This window comes from Burkholderia sp. AU45251 (assembly GCF_030482905.1).
GTDB lineage: Bacteria > Pseudomonadota > Gammaproteobacteria > Burkholderiales > Burkholderiaceae > Burkholderia > Burkholderia aenigmatica.
Genome location: NZ_JAUJQH010000023.1, coordinates 1 through 19816, shown reverse-complemented (window position 1 = coordinate 19816; position 19816 = coordinate 1). Strand labels below are relative to the sequence as shown.

Below are 19816 nucleotides of genomic sequence, written 5' to 3'. Positions count from 1 at the left end.
AACAGCTGCAGCGTAGCGCTCGCCGTTCGTCGCCAGAAGACGGATAATCGCGGAAACATTATCCCTTCCCATAGGACAATCGACGATGGCCGATCTGCGCGACGTGAACCTGAACCGGCTGGCGATCTTCGTCGCGGTAGTCGACGCCGGCTCGCTGACGGCTGCGGCCGAGCGGCTCGGCCTGGCGAAGACGGTCGTCAGCACGCACATGCAGCGCCTCGAATCCGAGGTCGGCGCGAACCTGCTGGTACGCACGACGCGGCGGCTGAGCGTGACCGACGCGGGGCGCGCGTTCTACGACGCGTGCCGCGACATCGTGCGCGCCACCGAGAGTGCGCTCGACGCGGTGTCGTCCGACGCGGGGCCGCTGCGCGGCACGCTGCGCGTGAGCGTGCCGATCGACTACGGCGCGCTGGTCGTCGCGCCGGCCGTCGTCGCGTTGCGCGACCGGCATCCGGGGCTCGACGTCGAACTCGTCGCGAGCGACCGCGTGGTCGATCTCGTCGCCGACAATCTCGACGTCGCGATCCGCATCGGCCGCCTCGCCGATTCGAACTATCGCGCGGCGCAGCTCGGCACGTACGAGAAATGGCTGGTCGCGAGCCCCGCGTTCGTCGCGCGCCACGGGCGGCCGCACGATCCGGATGCGCTCGCCGCGCTGCCGTTCGTGATGCTGTCGACGTTGCCGCGCCCGCATACGATCGAACTCGAAAACGCGAACGGCGGCAATGCGTCGGTGCGCTGCGTCGCGCCGGTCGTGTCGAACACCGCCACCACGTGCCGCGCGATCGTGCTCGCGGGCGGCGGCTTCGGGCTGCTGACGGATTTCTCGACCGCCGACGACGTCGCGGCCGGCCGGCTCGTGCGGCTGCTGCCGGCGTGGCGCTCGGCGCCGGCCGGGATTCATGCGGTGTATCCGTCGACGCGGCTGCCGTCGCCGAAGGTGCGGGCGTTTGTCGAGGCGATGAAGGCGAGGATCGGGGAGACGGCGGGGGCGCCAATGGCGAAGCGCTCACGCCCTGCTTAGCCAAAGAAGACGGCGCGGCGGGACGACGCAGCATCTCGTCATACGCGTCGCATGATCCGACCTCCATGACGGCAAGTTCCGCTTCGCCGCTGCCATGGTCCGACTCCAGTCTCGCCAGACGGCAAGCCCGTCACATGAACTTGACGTAGCACGCCTTCTTCTCGACCTGTTCGCGCTTGAATCCGCTGTCGGCCATGCACGCTTCGTATTCGTCGGGCAGCGGCTTCAGATTGAAGATCCGCTGGTCGAGCGCGGTGGGCAGGCCATGATCCAGTTCGTCCTGCGCCTCTTCGCAGGTCGCCTTGGCCAGGCTGAGCTTCACGGGCTCCCCGGTAATGACGTTGCGGATCTTTTCATATTCCCCGCTCTTGCAGGCCGCAATGGCCTCATTGAGGTGTCGCGTGTAGACCGCGTCGCGGCATCGATCCCCTTCCTGGTCCCGGTTCTTGAACTTCGCCGCGAAAGTCTGCGACTTCCACACGGTTTCATAAGTCGTGGACTCGCTGAACGGCCAGCAGCCGCAGCCCGTCAGCCCCAGGACGGAAACAGCCATCCCCGCCGACGTCATGCGGCGCAACCATCGGTTTCGTACTTGCATAGGTTCCTTGTTATTGATTATCGGCCGTGCATGATCGCGGGCGACCGGCCCCGTTCCCGCGAATCTACCCCGCCTCCCGCAACGTCCCCAGCAACACCTTCCGGCAACTCGCGATCATCTGCGCCTCCGGATCGCGATAGTCGGTGAGCAGCCACGCCGCGCCGACGTTCGTCATCGCGCCGACGAGCGCGAGCCCGATCAGCCGCTGCTCGGTACGTTCCGCGGCCGTCGTCGCGTCGCGCGACACGCCGATCGCCATGATCAGCTTGCCGAAATCGATCAGCATGCGCTGGTACGTCATGTCGGTGTCCGCGCTCACGCCCATCACCTCGAGCAGCAGCACGCGCGCCGCGCACGGATCGCGCAGGAACGCGAAGAACGCGGCGAGCCCCGCGTCGACGCTCTCGCGCAGATCGCCCCCGCGCGCGGCCACCGCCCGCGCGACCGCTTCGTGCAACTGCTGCGCGTGATGCAGGTAGGTGTGGCGCAGCAAATCCTCGGTGCTGTCGAACGCCGCATAGAAATAGCGATCGTTGAGCTTCGCTTCCTGGCAGATCGACCGCACGGTCGCCTTGCGGAACCCGACCGTGCCGAACACGCGCGTCGCCGCGCGGATCAGCGCGTCGCGCCGCTCCGCGGCCCGCACCTCGGGCGCCACGCCGCCATACGACCGGCCCCGTTTTTCCGTTTCGAGTGCTTTCTCCATTCCGCTATTTGACATCAGGACACCCGAAAACTAAAGTGGTGACGACCAACACCACATTAGACGTGCCGCCGGCGCAGTGCAAGCGGAACAGGAGGAGCGACGGATGAACAGGTTTTCCGGCAAGGTTGCCGCGATCACGGGCGCCGGTTCGGGCATGGGCCGCAGCCTCGCGGTCGAGCTCGCGCGGCGCGGCTGTGAAGTCGCGCTGAGCGACGTCAACGACGTCGGGCTCGCCGGCACGGCGGCCGCCTGCGCGCAGCACGGCGTGCGCGTGAGCACGCGGCGGCTCGACGTGTCCGACCGCGATGCGGTGTTTGCGTGGGCCGGTTTCGTGCGCGCCGAGCACGGCAAGGTCAACCTGATCTTCAACAATGCGGGCGTGTCGCTGGCCGCCAGCGCCGAGACCGCGCGCGTCGCCGATCTCGAATGGATCGTCGGCATCAACTTCTGGGGCGTCGTGCACGGCACACAGGCGTTCCTGCCGCACCTGCGCGCGTCGGGCGACGGTCACGTCGTCAACACGTCGAGCCTGTTCGGGCTCGTCGCGATGCCGACGCAAAGCGCATACAACGCGACCAAGTTCGCCGTGCGCGGCTTCACCGAGGCGCTGCGGATGGAGCTCGAACTCGACGGCGCGCCCGTGAGCGCGACCTGCGTGCATCCGGGCGGCGTCGCGACGAGCATCGTCGACGCGAGCCGCGTCGATACCAGCATCCATGCGCTGACCGGGCAGGACGAAGCGACCCATCGCCGCCAGGCGAACCGCCTGATCAACGCGACGACGGCCGACGACGCCGCGCGGCAGATCCTCGCGGGCGTCGAACGCAATGCGCGCCGCGTGCTCGTCGGCGCCGACGCGCGCCGGCTCGACCGGATCGCGCGCCTGCTCGGCGCCGGCTACCAATGGCTGATGCTGCGCCACGTGCGCCGCGCCCGTGCCCGCAACCTCGAACGCGCGCACGCCCCGGCTGCGCTCCCGACCACGCCGACCAAGGATCCCGCATGACCTCGACGACGACCGACCGGCGCGACGCGCCGCCCGCCCCCGGCGCCCGTGGCGACAGTTACGACCTCGACGTGCTGATCGTCGGCGCCGGCCTGTCCGGCATCGGCGCCGCGTATCACCTGAAGCAGCGCTGCCCGTATGCGAGCGTGGCAATCGTCGAGGCGCGCGACGCGATCGGCGGCACCTGGGATCTTTTCCGCTATCCGGGCGTCCGTTCGGATTCCGACATGTTCACGCTCGGCTACAGCTTCCGCCCGTGGCACAGCGACAAGGCGATCTCGGACGGCCAGACGATCCTCGACTACATCCGCGACACCGCGCGCGCGTACGGCATCGACAAGACGATCCGCTACGGCCAGAAAGTGGTCGCGGCCGACTGGGACTCGAACCGCGCGCGCTGGACGATCCGCATCGAGCGCACGCGCGACAGCGCGACCGACACGCTCGTCTACACCTGCCGCTTCCTGTTCATGTGCAGCGGCTACTACGACTACGACGCCGGCTACCTGCCCGACTGGGCCGGCATGGACACGTTCGAAGGCAAGCTCGTACATCCGCAGCACTGGCCGAAGGACCTGTCGTACGCGAACCGGCGCGTCGTCGTGATCGGCAGCGGCGCGACGGCCGTCACGCTGGTGCCGTCGATGGCGGCCGACGCGCAGCACGTGACGATGCTGCAGCGCTCGCCGACCTACATCGTGTCGCTGCCCGCCCGCGACAAGATCGCGAATGCGCTGCGCCGCGTGCTGCCGTCGCGGCTCGCACACCGGCTCGTGCGCGTGAAGAACGTGCTGCTGACGATGTACCTGTACAACGTGTCGCGCCGCAAGCCCGACCGGACGAAGCGATTCATCATCCGCGCGGCCAGCAAGCAGGTCGGGCCCGGCTTCGACGTCGCGAAGCACCTGACGCCGCGCTACATGCCGTGGGACCAGCGCGTGTGCCTGGTGCCGAACGGCGACCTGTTCAAGTCGATCCGCTCGGGCCGCGCATCGATCGTCACCGACGAGATCGAGCGCTTCACGCCGACCGGCCTCAAGCTGAAGAGCGGCCAGCAGCTCGACGCGGACGTGATCGTCACCGCGACCGGGCTGAAAGTGAAGATGCTCGGCGGTGCACGCGTCACGGTCGACGGCCGCGCGGTCGACCTGCCGGACACCGTGTCGTACAAGGGGATGATGTACAGCGACGTGCCGAACCTCGCGTCGTCGTTCGGCTACACGAATGCATCGTGGACGCTGAAGGCCGAGCTGATCGCGCGCTATGTGTGCCGGCTGCTCAACCACATGCGCGCGAACGGCTACGACACCTGCGTGCCGCGGCTCGGCACCGGCGACCTCGGCGACGTGCCGGCCGTCAACCTGAGCTCGGGCTACATCCAGCGCGCGGCCGGCATCCTGCCGAAGCAGGGGCACAGCAAGCCGTGGAAGTTCCACCAGAACTACGTGCTCGATCTCGCATCGCTGAAGTTCAGCGGACTCGCCGATTCGGCGATGCAGTTCGAACGCCGCGCGAAAGCCGGCCCGGCCGCCACGACGCCGGTTGCCGAACCCGCACTCGAAACCCGCTGAGGCCGACATGACCCATACGCTCCATCTGATCCAGAACGTGCTGTTCGGCGTCGTCGCGGTGCTCGCCGCGCTCGCGCTGTTTACCGCTTACGTGGCCCGTCGCGTGACGCGCGCGTTTCCGCCCGAAGGCCGCTTCGTCGACATCGGCGGCGACCGCATCCACTACGTCGAATACGGCAACGGCCCGCCGCTCGTGTTCGTCCACGGGCTCGCGGGGCAACTGCGCAATTTCGCGTACCTGCCGCTCGCGCGGCTCGCGCAGCAGCATCGCGTGATCCTCATCGACCGGCCGGGCGCCGGCCGCTCGATCCGCGGCGCAAGCTCGCAGGCGAACGTGTTCGCGCAGGCCCGCACGGTCGCCGCGTTCATCGACGCGCTGCGGCTCGACAAGCCGGTGCTGGTCGGCCACTCGCTCGGCGGCGCCATCGCGCTCGCGGTCGGCCTCAATCATGCGGACCGCGTGAGCCGACTTGCGCTGATCGCGCCGTTGTCGCACGAGCAGACCGAGCCGCCTGCGCCGTTCAAGCCGCTGATGCTGCCGTCGCCGCTGGTGCGCCGCTTCGTGTCGTGGACCTTCGCGATTCCGCTGACGATCCTGACCGGCCGCAAGGCCGTCACGCAGGTGTTCGCGCCGGAAGACGTGCCGCGCGACTTCCCGGTCAAGGGCGGCGGGCTGCTCGGGATGCGCCCGCACGTGTTCTACGCGACCGCGACCGACCTGCTGTCGGCACCCGTCGACCTGCCCGCGATGGTGCGCCGCTACGCGGACCTCGCGCTGCCGGTCGACGTGCTGTACGGCCGCGCCGATCCGATCCTGAACTGGCGCGAGCACGGCGAAGCGCTCGCGAAGAAATCGGCGCGCGTGCGGCTAAAGGTCGTCGAAGGCGGACACATGTTGCCGGTCACGATTCCGGAGGCCACCGCCGACTGGCTGCTTGAAGTCGCTGCTGCACCGGCCGAGGTGGCCGCACCGACGGCACGCATCGCGTAAGCCGCGACCGCGTGACAGGGACTGATTCCGTGCCGCGCAGCCAGCGCTGCGGCGGAATCAGGCTTCGTCGTCGGGCACCGACAGCCCGAGATCCGCGATCACCTCGCGCGCGCTGCGGAATGCCTCGACCGCGGCCGGCGCGCCCGCGTACAGCGCGCTGTGCAGCAATACCTCGCGGATCTCGACGAGGCTCGCGCCGTTGTTGAGCGCGCCGCGAATGTGCCCCTTCAGTTCCGTGCTGCGGCCGAGCGCCGCCAGCATCGCGCACGTGCACAGGCTGCGCGTCTTCAGATCGATCCCGCCCCGCTGCCACGTGCTGCCCCACGCGTGCTCGTTCAGCCAGTTCTGCAGCGGGCGCGAAAATCCGTCGAGGTCGTGCATCGCACGCTCGACGAACGCCTCGCCCATCACGTCGATGCGTCGCGCCTTGCCGTATTCCCTGTCCTGTTCGCTCATGTCCGTGTCCTGTTTGGAGTCGTGGCGGCTGCTTCGCCGGCAGCCGGGGATGTCGCGCCATGTTCATCGGGCCGGCACGTTTCGTCAAAGATGCGGCCCTCGGTTCGAGGCTGGCCGCGTCACGCGATATCGAGCGCTACGTAACATCGCGCCGCGCGTTACGGCGGCTGACGGGAACATCGCAACCGCCGCGCCGGCATGCCGTGCGTAGCCGTCGCGCGAAAGCACCGTTACTCCGTTTAAATCGCGCGTATATCCCCGATTCCTGCAATAAAGCGCGACACCATTTCGGGAAAGCTGGCGTGGCGCGGAATTTGCAGTGGAGGCTTGGACACACTTCCAATGTCGAGGCCAACATGCATAAATTCTTCAAGAAGACGACGGTAACGATGGCCGTCTCGTCGCTGCTCGCACTCTATGGTTGCGGCTCGGTCGATGGACCGACGACCCCGCCGACGATCAAGCCGAGCACGTCAGGGACGGGCGGCAGCTCGGGGACTTCGGGTACGTCGGGTGGCGGGACGTCGGGTGGCGGGACGTCGGGTAGCTCCGGTACGTCGGGTACTTCCGGCACGTCGGGCACCTCCGGCACGTCGGGCACTTCCGGCACGTCGGGCACTTCCGGCACGTCGGGCACTTCGGGCACTTCGGGCACTTCGGGCACTTCGGGCACTTCCGGTACGTCGGGCACTTCCGGCACGTCGGGTACTTCCGGTACCTCGGGCACCTCCGGTACGTCGGGTACTTCCGGCACGTCGGGCACTTCCGGTACCTCGGGTACTTCCGGCACCTCGGGCACTTCCGGTACCTCGGGCACGTCGGGCACTTCCGGTACCTCGGGCACCTCCGGTACCTCGGGCACCTCCGGTACGTCGGGCACCTCCGGTACCTCGGGTACTTCCGGCACGTCGGGCACCTCCGGTACGTCGGGTACTTCCGGCACCTCGGGCACCTCCGGTACGTCGGGCACTTCCGGTACCTCGGGTACTTCCGGCACGTCGGGCACCTCCGGTACGTCGGGTACTTCCGGCACGTCGGGCACCTCCGGCACGTCGGGCACTTCCGGCACGTCGGGCACTTCCGGCACGTCGGGCACGTCGGGCACTTCGGGCACTTCGGGCACTTCGGGCACTTCCGGCACGTCGGGCACGTCGGGCACGTCGGGCACGTCGGGCACGTCGGGCACGTCGGGCACTTCCGGCACGTCGGGTACTTCCGGCACGTCGGGCACCTCCGGCACCGGCGTCACCCCGCTCGGCAATGTCCTCCAGCAAACCGGCACGCTCGTGACGGGACTCGGCACGACCGTCGCGAACGGCGGCGCGCAGATCGGCGGCGTGCAGATCCCCGGCACGAACCCGACGACGGCTACCAGCGTCGGCAACGCGGTCACGAGCCTCGGCAACGGTGTCCAGTCGCTCGGCAACGGCGTCGCGGCCGGCCTCGGCTCGATCGGCGTGTCGGCCAACCCGCTCGGACCGACGCTCACGTCGACCACCGGCCTGCTGACCGGCGCCGGCGGCGCGGTCAACAACCTCGGCAACGCAGTGACGAGCCTCGGCTCGGGGCCGCTGGCCCCGCTCTCGCCGGTGACGACACTGGTCGGCGGGCTCGTCAACACGGTCGGCGGCGCGGTCAACTCGACCGCATCGGGCCTCAACACCGCGCTGAACAGCGCACCGGTCCAGCAGCTCGGCACGCAGGTCGGCACGCTGATCAATCCGATCACGAACGCGCTGACGGGCGGCGTCACGACGCCGGGCGCCACGCAGACGCTCGGCAGCGTGACCCAGCTCGGCGCGCCGCTCAGCAACCTGCTGGGCACGCTCGGCAGCGGCCTGGGCCTCGTCGGCTCGCAGGTCAGCGGTGCAACCGGCAACCCGACCGGTACGAGTCTCGGCGGATCCGTGAACCAGCTCGGCAACACGGTGACGTCCGTCGGCGGCCTCTTGAACAGCCCCACGGGCAGTTCCAGCAGCGGTTCGGGCGGCACCAGCGGCACGAGCGGCAGCAACCCGCTCGCGCCGGTCACGGGCCTGCTCGGCTCGCTGACGGGCGCGCTCGGCGGCAGCAGCTCGAGCGGCACCGGCGGCACCAGCGGGACGAGCGGCAGCCCGCTCGCCCCGGTCACGAACCTGCTCGGCACGGTAACGGGTGCGCTTGGCGGCCTCGGTTCGAGCGGCACCGGCGGAACGAGTGGCACCGGTGGCTCGGGGGTCGGCGGCCTGCTGGCGCCGGTCACCAACCTCGTCAACTCGCTGACGCCGCTCGGCGCCAGCCTCACCGGCACGGTCACGACACCGGGCGGCAACGTGACGGGCACGCTCGGCGGCCTGCTGTCGAGCGGCCCGGTCGGCACGGTGGCGGGTGCACTGACGACGCCGGCGGGCGCCGCGGGCGCCACCGGCACGGCCAGCCCGACCGGCGCGGCCGGCACGGTCACGACGCCGGCTGGCGGCGGCACCGTGGTGGGCGGCCTGACCGGCGGCTCGAACGGTGGTGCCGCGGGCGGCGCCGCCAACCTGCTGTCGCCGGTGACGAACCTCGTCGGCGGTCTGCTGGGCGGCGGCACCAAGAAGTAACGCTTTACCTATCAGAACCACAGGCCAATGGCCGGGCGCGCATCCATACCAAGCCCGGCCGATGGCCGGCGTCACCCGCCAAGCGGGGGCGCCGGCCCTCATCCGTACGAGGATCCGATCATGAACTCCACGCTCGACGGCATTGCCGCGGCCCAGGACCGCCCACCCCGTTCCGCCACGCCCCTCCGCGCCGGCCTGCTTGGCATCGCCGCCGGGCTCTGCGCGCTGTGGATCACGCGCGACCATCCCACGCTCGATGCAGCCACGCGCGCGGTCATCGCCAGCCTCTCGATCATCGGCACGATCGCGCTGCACGAAATCTTCATCTCGCGCGTCTATCTGCGCCCGAGCGCGGGCCTGTCGCGGCAGGCCGTCCGGCCGCTCGGCATCGCGCGCGTCGCGACGCGGCTCGGCGCACTGGCGTCGATCTATGCGGGCATCGGCGCGATCTACTGGCTGCTGCCCGAATACCACGGCGCGTTCTACCTGCCGTTCTGGTCGCTGCTGCGCTCGCTCGCGCCATACGTGATCGTCGCCGCGCCGTTCTACTTCGCGTGGATGGACCGCCACCAGCGCGAGACCGACGACGCGTATCTGCTGTGGGGGCGCCTCCTGTTCCGACGCGCGCAGCCCGCGAGCTGGAAGCCGGTGCGCGAGATGCTGGCCGGCTGGGGCGTGAAGGCGTTCTTCCTGCCGCTGATGACCGTCTACCTGTCGAAAGACGCCGATCACCTCACTGCGTCGCTCGCGAACGCGATGCACGCGCCGATGACGCTCGCGGCCTTCGTGTTCATGTACGACCTGTCGTTCACGATGGACCTGATGTTCGGCACCGTCGGCTACCTGTGCACGTTCCGCCTCCTCGACAGCCACGTGCGCACCGTCGAGCCGACGACGCTCGGCTGGGTGGTCGCGCTGATGTGCTACCAGCCGTTCTGGTCGCTGTTCTCGAACAACTACATCCGCTACGAAGGCTCGATGTTCTGGGACAACTGGCTGCTGTCGGCCCCGACGCTGCGCGTGATCTGGGGCACGGCGATCATCCTGCTGCTGCTGACCTACGCGCTGTGCACGATCTCGTTCGGCCTGCGTTTCTCGAACCTCACCAACCGCGGGATCATCACGTCGGGCCCGTACCGCTTCACGAAACATCCGGCGTACATCACGAAGAACCTGTCGTACTGGATGGTGTCGGTGCCGTTCGTCGAGCCGCTCGGCTGGCAGGTCGGGCTCATGCACTGCGCCGGGCTCGTCGCGGTCAACCTGATCTACTACACGCGGGCGAAGACGGAAGAGCGTCACCTGATGCGCGACCCCGACTATCGCGCGTATGCCGAATGGATCGCGCAACACGGGTTGTTCGCGCGGATCAGGCAGGCATTCGGGCAGCGCGCGCCGGCCTGATGCGGCGGCGCAAGGCGAGGCCTGACACCGCCCCGCCCCCGTCTGCGTTCGTGTTCCCGTCCGTTGTTCGCACATCGACGTTTCGCCGGTTCCGGCGCACAATGCGCGCTCTCTTGCGAACGGAGCAACAGGCGAACGATGAACGTCACCACGGTGCGGCAGGCCACGACCCATGATGCGGCGATTGCCGCACGCATCCTGACCGATGCCGTCGCGTTCAAGTCCGCGCACGACGACCCGGCATGGGGGCACGGCACACGCACCGAACAGGATGTTCGACCGATGCTCGACGACGGCAGCCTTCACATCGTCGAGCACGACGGCCTCGCGGCCGCGATGTTCGTGCTGACGTGGGAAGACGAAGAATACTGGGGGCCGCAAGCGCCTGTCGCCGGTTATCTGCACCGGCTCTCGGTACGGGACGGCTTCCACGGCCGCGGGCTCGGCCGCGTCGCGATCGACTGGTGTGCGGATCAGGTCCGCGCGCAGCAGCGCACGCGTCTGCGACTCGATTGCGATCCGCGTAACGCGAAGCTGTGTGCGTATTACGAGGCACTCGGCTTCGAACGCGTCGCGCTTCGCCCACTGCCCAGCGGCTACATCGCTTCGCTCTACGAGCGCGCGGTGGCCGGTTGACCGCACCGGCCGCGCGCGCCATCGACTTCATCGAGGCGCCGGGCGGCCCGATGAAGTCACGCGTTGCTGCTCGCGTGCTCAGTCGAACGAGACGCCGCGAGCGCTTCCGTCACGCTCACGCCCGATCGCGCGCGTCAGCCCCTTGATCGCGACGAAGCTCGCGAGGCCCATGCCGAAGCAGGAGGCCGCCAGCGGCCACGCGGTCGCGCCGTCGAAGACCAGCGTCGCGAACGTGCCCACGCCGGTGGCGATCACGCTCTGCACCGCGTAGTAGAGCGCGACCGCCTTGCCGGCGGCATCGCCGAAATCGCGCAGTGCGCCGTTCGCCGTCACCGACGACATCAGCACGATGCCGACCGCCACCAGCCACATCGGCATCACGAACGTCGCGAACGACGGCTTCGTCAGGACCGTGCAGACCGCCAGCACGATCGCCCCCGTCATCATCGTAAGCGCCCCTCGCGCAATGCAGCCTGCCTCGCCCCACCGCGACACGAACGTCCCGGCGAAGCGCGACACGATGACCATCACGATCGCGACGGTCGCAAAGGCCGCGCTGAACGCCACGCGGGAATAGCCGGCACCGCCGACCAGCACGCGCGGCGCGGTGGAGAAGAACACGAAGAACGCCCCCATCGCGGCGGCAAACGCGAGCGTGTGAACCTGAAAGGGCCGGCTGCCGAGAATCGATACGACGGACGGCCCCCGCGGGTTCGCCGTCCGCGGCCGCGTTTCGTGCCAGCGTGGCCACGCGCGACCGCACGCGAGCACACCCAGCACGCCGAGCGTCGTGAAGATCGCGCGCCATCCGCTGGCCATCGCGATGGCCGCGCCGAGCAGCGGCCCCAGCGCGGGCACGAACGCCAGCATCGCGCCGAACTGGCTGTAGATGATGCGGCCTTCCGGGCGGTCGGCATAGACATCGCGAACGGTGGCGAACGTGGCGACGAGGGCCGCCGACGCACCCAGCGCCTGCAGCACGCGCAGTGCGACGAACAGGCCACCGCCGGCGGCAATCGCAAGCGCCAGGGAAGCCGCCGCGAAACACAGCGCGCCGCCCAGCACCACCGGCCGTCTGCCGACGCGGTCCGACAACGGGCCGAAAATCAGCTGGCCCAGGCCGAGGACGACCAGGTAGACGCTCAACGTCAACTGGACGATGGCCGGCGACGTGCCGAGCGCGGACGGCATCTCGGGGATCACCGGCAGGTACACGTCCATCGCCAGCGAAGCGAGGAGATCGAAAGGCGCCATCAGCAGGAGCGCCGACGGCAACGAATGGGCCCAGACGGGCGTGGATTGTTCAGGCATGACAATGCATCCGCTCAGAAAAGGGAATCTGGCGGCGATCTGCCTGGTCAGCGAGGGACAACGGGAGATCGCCGCAACGACCGGTTGACGATGGTCGTTGCGGCTTAGCGATCCGTGGACGGGCCGGCTCCCATGGAGGAATCCTTGTGGCGTGCGATGACCGTGCAGTGTAGTCGGTTCGACAGAAGGGTGCCAGCCGTGCGGTACGGCCGGGTGGTTGCGATCCGGCCGGCTCGCGTATCGTGCTGACAAGCCGCGTGCGATACGGCGCCGCGCATGCCGGTGGAACGGGACGTGATCCACAAAGTCCCGACTTTGCTCGCCCGCTGCATGGCGGGCCTCGCCGCGAATCGCCCCATCCCCGGCGGATTCGCGGCCCCGGCTTGCGTCGCCGGGCGTTAATGCTTCAGACGCACAACGTACAGGCCGGTGAAGTTTGCAGCCGCCGCCAGACTGAAGTTCGGCGGGGTCGAAATGATCGACTCCATGATGGTCGGCTTGTAGGTGACGGTCCCGCCCGAGATGTCGGCCATCTCGATGACCGCCGGGCTCGGATTGGGAATGATGTTCGACGTGAAGTTCAGGGTCAGCGTACGGTTGTACATGTTGTCGAACCCACCGTAGGACTTGATCTCGTAGACAAAGTCCGCGTTCACGCCTGCAGGCACCGGATCCGGTTTGCCCAGGCAAATCAATCCGTCGCGAACCACGCCATCCGGCGGGGTCTTGAAGGTCAACGTCGCGATGCCGTCGTCGGTGACCAGCGTCATCGTCGCATTCGCAACGGCACTCTTGGTGAGCTGGATCGACTTGTAGCCGTCCGGACACTTGAACGTGACAGGCTGAGGGTCCGGTGCGGTCGGCGAAGGGGTTCCCGTCGCGCTGTCGCTACTCGTCGCGTTGCTCCCGCCGCCGTCACCGCCCCCACCGCATGCCGACAACAAGACGGTAGAACCCGCCAGGATCGCCAGAATAATATTGTTTTTCATCTTCCACTCTCTCTATTGATCAATATCACTAACAAAACATCTCCCTCGTGATCGGTTTTCTGTCGACTGCCCGGCGTCATGCGCGGCTGAATACCAGGCGATACGGGTTCTTGTTCAAGGTGCGACGGGCGCGCCTTTACGCACCAGGCGAATACGTTTGGAACGCCATAACCCGTGATGAAAAGGTGACAACGCCGGAATCGACCGGTCCGGATTTCCCCGCGTTTTCTTCACTCAGGCCGTCGCGAATTTAATGATTCTCTCGCGTCGAAATATATCGAAACATGTGTCGGCACAGTGTCAGGAATTGATAAAGTCGCGGCACTCGGAAATGCGCCACCATCGATTTTCCTGATCGGTATTCCTCATTTTTCGACGTATCAGCGCCAAGTACCGCCCAAAAAACCTGCGTTATTTCCCACCGTTCTTTAACGATCGGAAGCGATTGCTAAAAACAGGCCTTACATTTGAGATAACTCGATACGCGCGGCAGCCTCACGATCGGCATCCCGCCAATCACGTCGTGAACGTGTCACCGCAACACGCGCGCGAGGTCGCAACGCACGCGCTGTTCGCGCGGACGCATCGGCATCCGCCGTTGCGACCAATCGTCGCGAAACACCCGATTCCCCCGCGTTTCGTCGCGTTTCTCCGCCAGTCCGATTGCCCGCTCCGTGCCTGTCGCGTATGGTGCAGACCGTCCGCGCGCTTGTCGCCCGGACCTACGACCGTCGTCACGCTCGACGGCCGCGCGGGCCGCGCCCGCCGCTCACCGTCTCCGCGATGCCGCCCTTCGGCGCCGCGCATTCATGAGGAGAGAGACGTGATCCACAAAGTCCTGATCCTGTTCGCACTCTGCATCGCGGGCCTCGCCGCGATCGCCGCCGGTTTCCAGCACATCCCCAGCTGATTCGCGGCCCCGGCTCGCTTCGCCGAGCCCGGGGGCCGCAGCCATTCCTTTCCCCATTTGCGATGAACCACTTTCTCGGACCGCCCGGGACGGGCGACCTTTGCCATGCGCATCGACGTACAGCATTCCCAGCACGACATCGACGATGAACTCAACGCGCTCTACGCACGCCTGCACCAGCCGGGCCACCGCCTGCACGGCCTGCCGGCCGTCGCGCTCGGCCGCTCCGGCCTGATCGTCCGCCACCGCGAGGCGGACGGCGAATACTTCCTGTATGTCGAAGACCCGGCCGCGCGCCAGCTCGCCGGCTATACGGTGTTCAACCGCCTGCCCGAAATCCCGCGCCGCGCCGACCGCTACCTGCGCGCGCCGCATACGCGGCTGCGCGGGTCCGCGCAACGCAAGGGGCTTGCGACGACGCTGTATCGCTGGGGGCTCGACGCGGGCCTGTGCCTGATCAGCGGCGCGCGCCAGTCGGTCGGCGCCGCGCATTTATGGACGGCGCTCGCGCACGATTACCGGCACGGCTTCGTCGATATCGACGGGCGTGCGCTCCGTTATCTCGGCGAAACCGTTGCCGACGACGTGCATGGCGCGCTGCATACGCGGCGGCTGATGCTCGGCAACGGGTGGGAAATCGGGGAATTCGCGCGCGTGGCGGGGATGGCTGGCGCCGTCTGCATGTGAGCGTCCGCGCGCCGGGCACGGCTGCGGTTAGATCGCGATGCCGGTTCGTTCGCTGAACGCCGCACGCAATACGTGCTCGTCCGTCATCTCCATCCGGGCGAGCCCGGCGAGCACCGACGGAAGCAGCCATTCGATGTTCGGATCGACACGCTTCATCTGCGCGACCAGCGCGGCCGTGAACGCCGCATCCTCGTGCGTGCCCGATTCACCAGCCTGACGGCGCTGCCGATACAGCACGCCGACCCAGTAGCCGATTCGCTCCGGCACGATCCAGCCGGCGTAGGTGCGCGGGAACTCGGTCTTGCGCAGCGCATCGCGCACGACGTCTTCCGGATCGCTCATCGCGGGCGAGAAACACATCTGCTCGCTCTGCACGAGCAAGGCTGACGTTGCGTTGTCGAATGCCGCATAGGTCTCGCTGCAGACATCCGTATCGTGATCGAAGCGATAACCGACGTGGACGGTCACGCGCCCGTCCGGCATCACGAACGTCCGGTTCGGCGGACACAGCGCGTGGCGCTCGGCGACGGTCAGGAATGCGCCGGTCGCATGCGAATACTCGCGTTCGCGCTGGCGGTTGAGCGACGGATCGATGACCCAGATGACCAGTGTCGCGGTACCGGGACGATCGTATGCGGTCAGGTAGCTTTCCGCCGGAATCGCTGCGGCTACCGTCGGCGGCAGGTCGATATGGTCGATGTATTTGCGGAACGGCATCGGCTTCACCGTCGCTTGCCGTTCAACGGCAGGGCGACAGCGTGAGACCTCGCCGCGCGCTCGCCCCTGATTGCAGCGGACAGCACTGCGGCAGTCATTCCGGAACACGGGTTCATGCCAGCCCTCGGTTGTCTTATTTCGTTTCCAGGCATCCGCCCTCTCACGCGTGCAGGATCGATCCTGGCGATTGTAGCGCCTGCGCTCGCGCACAACGCTACCTGAACGCCGGTGCGATAATCCGCGCGACGCTCACCGCTGCGCCACGCGCCAACCGACACGCCCATCGATGACCACCGATCCCCGAACCGACGCCACCCGCCGCCTCGACATCGTCGCACTGTGCGGCAGCCTCCGCGCCCAGTCGTACAACGCCGCGCTGCTCGATGCGGCCGCGATAGTCGCGCCGCGCGGCATGCGCATCGTGCGCTTCGATCGTCTCGGCGAATTTCCGCTGTTCAATCCCGACGCAGAATATCCGTCGCCCGCCGCGGTGCGCGACCTGATCGACCGCGTGAATGCCGCCGACGGCCTGCTGATTGCCAGCCCGGAGTACGCGCACGGCGTAACGGGTGTGATGAAAAACGCGCTGGACTGGATCGTGGGATGCGAGGCCGTCGTGTACAAACCGGTCGCCGTGCTGAATGCGTCGCCGCGCGCGACGCATGCGGACGCAGCGCTGCGGGAAACGCTGTCGGTGATGTCGGCACGCATCGTCGAACCCGCGTCGATCACGCTGCCGATCCTCGGGAGCCAGCTCGACGCGACGGGCATCGCCGCGCATCCGCCGTTCGCGTCGGCGCTGGCTGATGCGTTGCATGCGCTGCGTGCGGCAATTGTGGAAGACGAGCCATCACGCTGACGTCACGCATCCCAAAACACATCGCAGTCCAGAATAATCGGACATGATGCCTGTCGATAGGCATCATGTCCGGCCCGGCTCATCGTCCACGATAGATCGGCAGTTCGCGGGCAATCGAGCCCGACTCGCCCGCGGCCGGCGACATCGTCCCGTATCCACTCGTATCGGCCGTCGACGGGCCGGTCGAGCCGATCTTCATCACCGCTTCCGCGAGGCGCGCCGGATAGTGCGGGTCTTCGCCAGTCTGACGGTAGCCGGCCGCGCGCACAGCGGCCAGCTCGGCCGTGACCTCCGCGCGCGTCACGGTGGACGCCTGCGCGGCCCATGCGGAAACGGAAGCGGTCGCGGCAACCATCGCGAGAACATACAGGGCTAGCTTGTTCATCTGATCTCTCCTGAGCGTCGACGACGTTGTCGACGGAGAGTGAGTCGACCCGCGAGCGCAAAGATGACACGCGCCGGCAGAAATTTTTCCGCATCGTGTCGCCACGTGGCTGCCGGGTGCCCTGCCCTATGGATACGGCCTGCGCCAATGAATGTCGGCCGGGCGTCAGATTGTGCCGGCCCGCGCGACTACAGGGTTGTGGCGATGCGCCACCCTCTGTTCTCGCGCTTGGGGTTCGATATGAAAAACCGAATCTGGATACCGATCGCGTCGCATCTCGCGACCGCGCTCGTGGCATTCACCGTCGGCATCTATGTCCTTCCGGTCCTGACGGCATCGGAAGGCGCAACCGCCGTCGAACTGCAAGTGGCCGCCGAAAATGCACGTCATACCGGCTGTCTCGAACGCGACCTGAGGGCATTCGGCAATTTCGTCGTGCCGCTGCCCGCCGACGTGAACCCCGCGCAATACACGTCGGTCGTGATCTGGTGCGCGCGCTTTTCGACGTTCATCCGCGTGGCTCGGTATCGGAACGCGACGACGTCATGCCGGGTGCCGATGCAACGGGCCCCGACCGCCGCCGCGCGCTAGCGGCTCTTGCTCCGCGCAACCTTCTTCACCGCCTTCGCGCGCGGCGCTTCCTTCTCGGGCTGTGCGCCGCCGCCGGCAAGATCCTCGAGCCATGCGAGCGCGTCGACATACGACAGGAACTGCTGCAGATAGGCCGGCGACAACTCGCGCATCGTCGCGAGCGACCGGTGCACGAGGCTGTTCGAATTGAGCGGACCCGCGTTACGCGGCACCTGGTCGAGCGACTGGCGATACTGCTGTTCCGTGCGGACTTTCGACCACATCGTGCGGAAGTAGTCGACCAGCTCGGGATCGAGCCCGCGCCGGTCGGCCTGCGCATCGCGCGCAAGCCGCTCGACGAGTTCCGCAAGCGCGCCGCGCGCGGGCGCACCTGTTGCGTCGCTCACGGCTGCCGCTTCACCAGCGTGCGCTACAACCTCCGCGAAAGCGTCGAGCAGCGTCGCCAGCCGTGCGTCGAGCAACGCACGCGCGTCGCCGTCGAGCGCGGCCGCGCGCCGTTCGAGCGCGTCGATCCGGTGAAAGCGCACCGGATCGAGCCGGTCGGCGCCCTGCTCGCGCCATGCGTCGAGCGTCGCGCGGACGTGCGTCGCGTCGCCGGTCACTGCGCCTTCCCTCCGTTCGAAGCCGACTTGCGCGGCACCGGCGCAATCTCCACGCGACGATTCTTCGCGCGGCCTTCATCGTCCGCATTCGAGCTGACCGGCTGTTCGGAGCCGAACGCGGCCGCGAACACCGACGACGCCGGCACGCCGGCGTCGATCAGCTCACGCGTGACCGTCAATGCCCGCTTGGCCGACAGCTCCCAGTTGTCCGCGAACTGGCGGTTGCCGGCGTGCACCTGCTGGTCGTCGGCGAAGCCGCTGATCATCAGGATCTCGTCGCGCGTCTTCAGGTACGCGCCCAGCGGCGCGGCCAGCGTCTTCAGCAGGTCACGGCCCGCGGGCTGCAACTGGTCGGAGTTCAATGCGAACAGCACGTTGCCGCTGATGCCGATGCGACCGTTGACGAGCGTCACGCGGCCGGCCGCGAGCGGCCCGGCGAGCGCCTGCTCGAGCGACTTGCGCTGCTGCGCTTCCTGCTGGCGCGCGCGCACGGCTTCCTCGAGCTTCGACGTGAGCTGCAACTGCATGCCGATCACGCCGACGAGGATCAGCACGAACGCGCCGAGCAGCACCGACATCAGGTCGGCGAACGCGGGCCACACCGGCGCGGCGGGCGCGCCGTCGTCGATTTCGTCGTGCATGCGTTACGCTCCGACGCTCGCCCGCCGGCCGGCGAGCTGCTGCAGGTCTTCGACGATCTGCTTCTGCGACATCATGCTCAGGTCGATCACCTCGCGCGCCTGCGCGACGTAGTACTCGAGCTGCTCGTCGCTGCGCGAAAGCGATTTCTCGAGCGCGGCCTCGATGCGTTGCAGATGGGTCAGCAGCTTGTCGTTCGACTCGCCGAATACCTGTACGGCCATCCCGAACGCGTCGCCGAGGCTCGCGACCTCGACGGCGCCCGCCGTAACCTGTGCGGCCACCGAGTCGAGCTTGCGCGTTTCGGCATCGACGGTGTCGTTGAAGCGCGCACCGACGCGGTCGAGCAGATCGGCCGACGTGCTGACGAGCGCATCGATCGCGGTGCGCTGTTCGGTCGACGCGTGGTTGACCGCGCCGAGCAGCGTTTCGAGCGTCGCGAGCAGGCGGCTGCGTTCCTCGAGCATCGCGGTGTCGTGCGTGAGGCTGTCGGACAGGCGCTGGCGCAGTTCGGCGACGACGTCGGCCGCGGCCTTCGGCGCCTCCGACGCAGCCTGCACGAGGCGCGCGATCTCGTTGATCGTGTCGCTCGCATGCACCTGCGCCTGCGCGGTGATGTCGTTCGCGGTGCGGGCCAGCGTGTCGCAGATGTCCTGCTGGCGCGTCGCGGCCTGCGCGCTCGTGTTCGCCCATTCGTCGCGTAGCGCGGCGGCCATCGCGGCGAGCGAGTCGTTCCACGCGGACAGGCGTTGTTCGTCGCGCGCGGCCAGTTGCGTCTGCAGGCCCGTATGCGACTCGCGGATCGTCGACAGCAGGTCGTTCGAGCGCTGCTCGAAGGTCGATGCCTGCGCGGTCAGGTCGCGCGTCGTTTGCGCGAGTGCATCGCAGATTTCCTGCTGACGGCCCGCGCTGTGCACGCCCGCGCGCTGCCATTCGTCGCCGAGCTTCGTGGCCATCGCGGCCAGCGAATCGTTCCATGCCGACAGGCGCTCTTCGTCGCGCGCAGCCAGTTGCGTCTGCAAGCCCGTGTGCGACTCGCGAATCGTCGACAGCAGATCGTTCGAGCGTTGTTCGAAGGTCGACGCCTGTGCCGTGAGGTCACGCGTCGTGTGTGCGAGTGCGTCGCAGATTTCCTGCTGACGGCCCGCG

Annotated in this window: 19 protein-coding genes and 1 pseudogene; 10 read left to right on the top strand and 10 right to left on the bottom strand. The window is 67.9% G+C overall.

The window, feature by feature from the left end; genetic code table 11:
- Window positions 1-85 precede the first annotated feature (85 nt).
- Window positions 86-1027: a LysR family transcriptional regulator gene (locus tag QZM67_RS31135; protein WP_301809147.1), complete on the top strand. Its 942-nt coding sequence runs from the start codon at window positions 86-88 to the stop codon at window positions 1025-1027.
- A gap of 130 nt (window positions 1028-1157) precedes the next feature.
- On the opposite strand, the gene QZM67_RS31130 is transcribed toward QZM67_RS31135, so the two are convergent.
- Window positions 1158-1595 (bottom strand): hypothetical protein, encoded by a 438-nt coding sequence (locus QZM67_RS31130; protein ID WP_230624125.1) that lies wholly within the window; start codon window positions 1593-1595, stop codon window positions 1158-1160.
- A 94-nt stretch (window positions 1596-1689) separates the two neighbouring features.
- Window positions 1690-2331: a TetR/AcrR family transcriptional regulator gene (locus QZM67_RS31125; protein ID WP_301809146.1), complete on the bottom strand. Its 642-nt coding sequence runs from the start codon at window positions 2329-2331 to the stop codon at window positions 1690-1692.
- A 103-nt stretch (window positions 2332-2434) separates the two neighbouring features.
- On the opposite strand from QZM67_RS31125, the gene QZM67_RS31120 reads away from it, so the two are divergent.
- Genes QZM67_RS31120 through QZM67_RS31110 form a run of 3 tightly spaced genes read left to right on the top strand, consistent with a single transcriptional unit; the run spans window position 2435 to window position 5899 of the window.
- Complete coding sequence (locus tag QZM67_RS31120; RefSeq protein WP_301809143.1) at window positions 2435-3337, top strand: SDR family oxidoreductase; 903 nt, start codon at window positions 2435-2437, stop codon at window positions 3335-3337.
- Entirely contained in the window at window positions 3334-4908 is a 1575-nt protein-coding gene (locus QZM67_RS31115; protein WP_301809141.1) for an NAD(P)/FAD-dependent oxidoreductase, read from the top strand. Before QZM67_RS31120 ends, QZM67_RS31115 begins: the two co-directional genes overlap by 4 nt.
- A gap of 7 nt (window positions 4909-4915) precedes the next feature.
- Window positions 4916-5899, top strand: a complete 984-nt coding sequence (locus tag QZM67_RS31110; protein ID WP_043178185.1) for an alpha/beta fold hydrolase — start codon at window positions 4916-4918, stop codon at window positions 5897-5899.
- Between the two features lie 57 nt (window positions 5900-5956).
- Here the strand turns inward: QZM67_RS31110 and QZM67_RS31105 are convergent, their stop codons facing one another.
- Window positions 5957-6355 (bottom strand): carboxymuconolactone decarboxylase family protein, encoded by a 399-nt coding sequence (locus tag QZM67_RS31105; RefSeq protein ID WP_043178187.1) that lies wholly within the window; start codon window positions 6353-6355, stop codon window positions 5957-5959.
- 356 nt (window positions 6356-6711) lie between these two features.
- Here QZM67_RS31105 and QZM67_RS31100 point away from each other — a divergent pair, with 356 nt between their 5' ends.
- From QZM67_RS31100 to QZM67_RS31090, 3 genes are all read left to right on the top strand, one after another.
- Complete coding sequence (locus QZM67_RS31100; protein WP_301809139.1) at window positions 6712-8937, top strand: collagen-like triple helix repeat-containing protein; 2226 nt, start codon at window positions 6712-6714, stop codon at window positions 8935-8937.
- A gap of 120 nt (window positions 8938-9057) precedes the next feature.
- Complete coding sequence (locus QZM67_RS31095; protein WP_301809137.1) at window positions 9058-10341, top strand: isoprenylcysteine carboxylmethyltransferase family protein; 1284 nt, start codon at window positions 9058-9060, stop codon at window positions 10339-10341.
- Between the two features lie 138 nt (window positions 10342-10479).
- Window positions 10480-10977: an N-acetyltransferase gene (locus QZM67_RS31090; RefSeq protein WP_301809135.1), complete on the top strand. Its 498-nt coding sequence runs from the start codon at window positions 10480-10482 to the stop codon at window positions 10975-10977.
- 78 nt (window positions 10978-11055) lie between these two features.
- Here QZM67_RS31090 and cml read toward each other — a convergent pair whose 3' ends face one another.
- Window positions 11056-12288 carry a CmlA/FloR family chloramphenicol efflux MFS transporter gene (gene cml, locus QZM67_RS31085; RefSeq protein WP_301809334.1) on the bottom strand — a complete coding sequence of 411 codons (1233 nt, stop codon included), beginning with the start codon at window positions 12286-12288 and terminating at the stop codon, window positions 11056-11058.
- A 398-nt stretch (window positions 12289-12686) separates the two neighbouring features.
- Complete coding sequence (locus QZM67_RS31080; protein ID WP_301809134.1) at window positions 12687-13277, bottom strand: hypothetical protein; 591 nt, start codon at window positions 13275-13277, stop codon at window positions 12687-12689.
- Between the two features lie 1015 nt (window positions 13278-14292).
- On the opposite strand from QZM67_RS31080, the gene QZM67_RS31075 reads away from it, so the two are divergent.
- Entirely contained in the window at window positions 14293-14874 is a 582-nt protein-coding gene (locus QZM67_RS31075) for a histone acetyltransferase (RefSeq protein ID WP_301809132.1), read from the top strand.
- A gap of 27 nt (window positions 14875-14901) precedes the next feature.
- Here the strand turns inward: QZM67_RS31075 and QZM67_RS31070 are convergent, their stop codons facing one another.
- Entirely contained in the window at window positions 14902-15591 is a 690-nt protein-coding gene (locus QZM67_RS31070; RefSeq protein WP_175026422.1) for a hypothetical protein, read from the bottom strand.
- Window positions 15592-15877: 286 nt separating this feature from the next.
- Here QZM67_RS31070 and QZM67_RS31065 point away from each other — a divergent pair, with 286 nt between their 5' ends.
- Complete coding sequence (locus QZM67_RS31065; RefSeq protein WP_301809129.1) at window positions 15878-16450, top strand: NADPH-dependent FMN reductase; 573 nt, start codon at window positions 15878-15880, stop codon at window positions 16448-16450.
- Window positions 16451-16529: 79 nt separating this feature from the next.
- Here the strand turns inward: QZM67_RS31065 and QZM67_RS31060 are convergent, their stop codons facing one another.
- On the bottom strand, window positions 16530-16835 hold the full coding sequence (locus QZM67_RS31060; RefSeq protein WP_301809128.1) for a DUF4148 domain-containing protein: 306 nt from the start codon (window positions 16833-16835) through the stop codon (window positions 16530-16532).
- Between the two features lie 240 nt (window positions 16836-17075).
- Between QZM67_RS31060 and QZM67_RS31055 the strand changes: the two genes are divergently transcribed.
- A complete protein-coding gene (locus QZM67_RS31055; protein ID WP_301809331.1) occupies window positions 17076-17426 on the top strand; it encodes a DM13 domain-containing protein in 351 nt (116 codons plus the stop codon).
- Here QZM67_RS31055 and QZM67_RS31050 read toward each other — a convergent pair.
- The 3 genes and pseudogenes from QZM67_RS31050 to QZM67_RS31040 form a co-directional block, all read right to left on the bottom strand.
- On the bottom strand, window positions 17423-18028 hold the full coding sequence (locus QZM67_RS31050; protein WP_175026426.1) for a DUF2894 domain-containing protein: 606 nt from the start codon (window positions 18026-18028) through the stop codon (window positions 17423-17425). The genes QZM67_RS31055 and QZM67_RS31050 overlap by 4 nt on opposite strands.
- A complete protein-coding gene (locus QZM67_RS31045; RefSeq protein WP_301809126.1) occupies window positions 18025-18669 on the bottom strand; it encodes an OmpA family protein in 645 nt (214 codons plus the stop codon). Before QZM67_RS31045 ends, QZM67_RS31050 begins: the two co-directional genes overlap by 4 nt.
- 3 nt (window positions 18670-18672) lie before the next feature.
- Window positions 18673-19816 (bottom strand): annotated as a pseudogene (locus QZM67_RS31040) (DUF802 domain-containing protein); the annotation flags it as partial.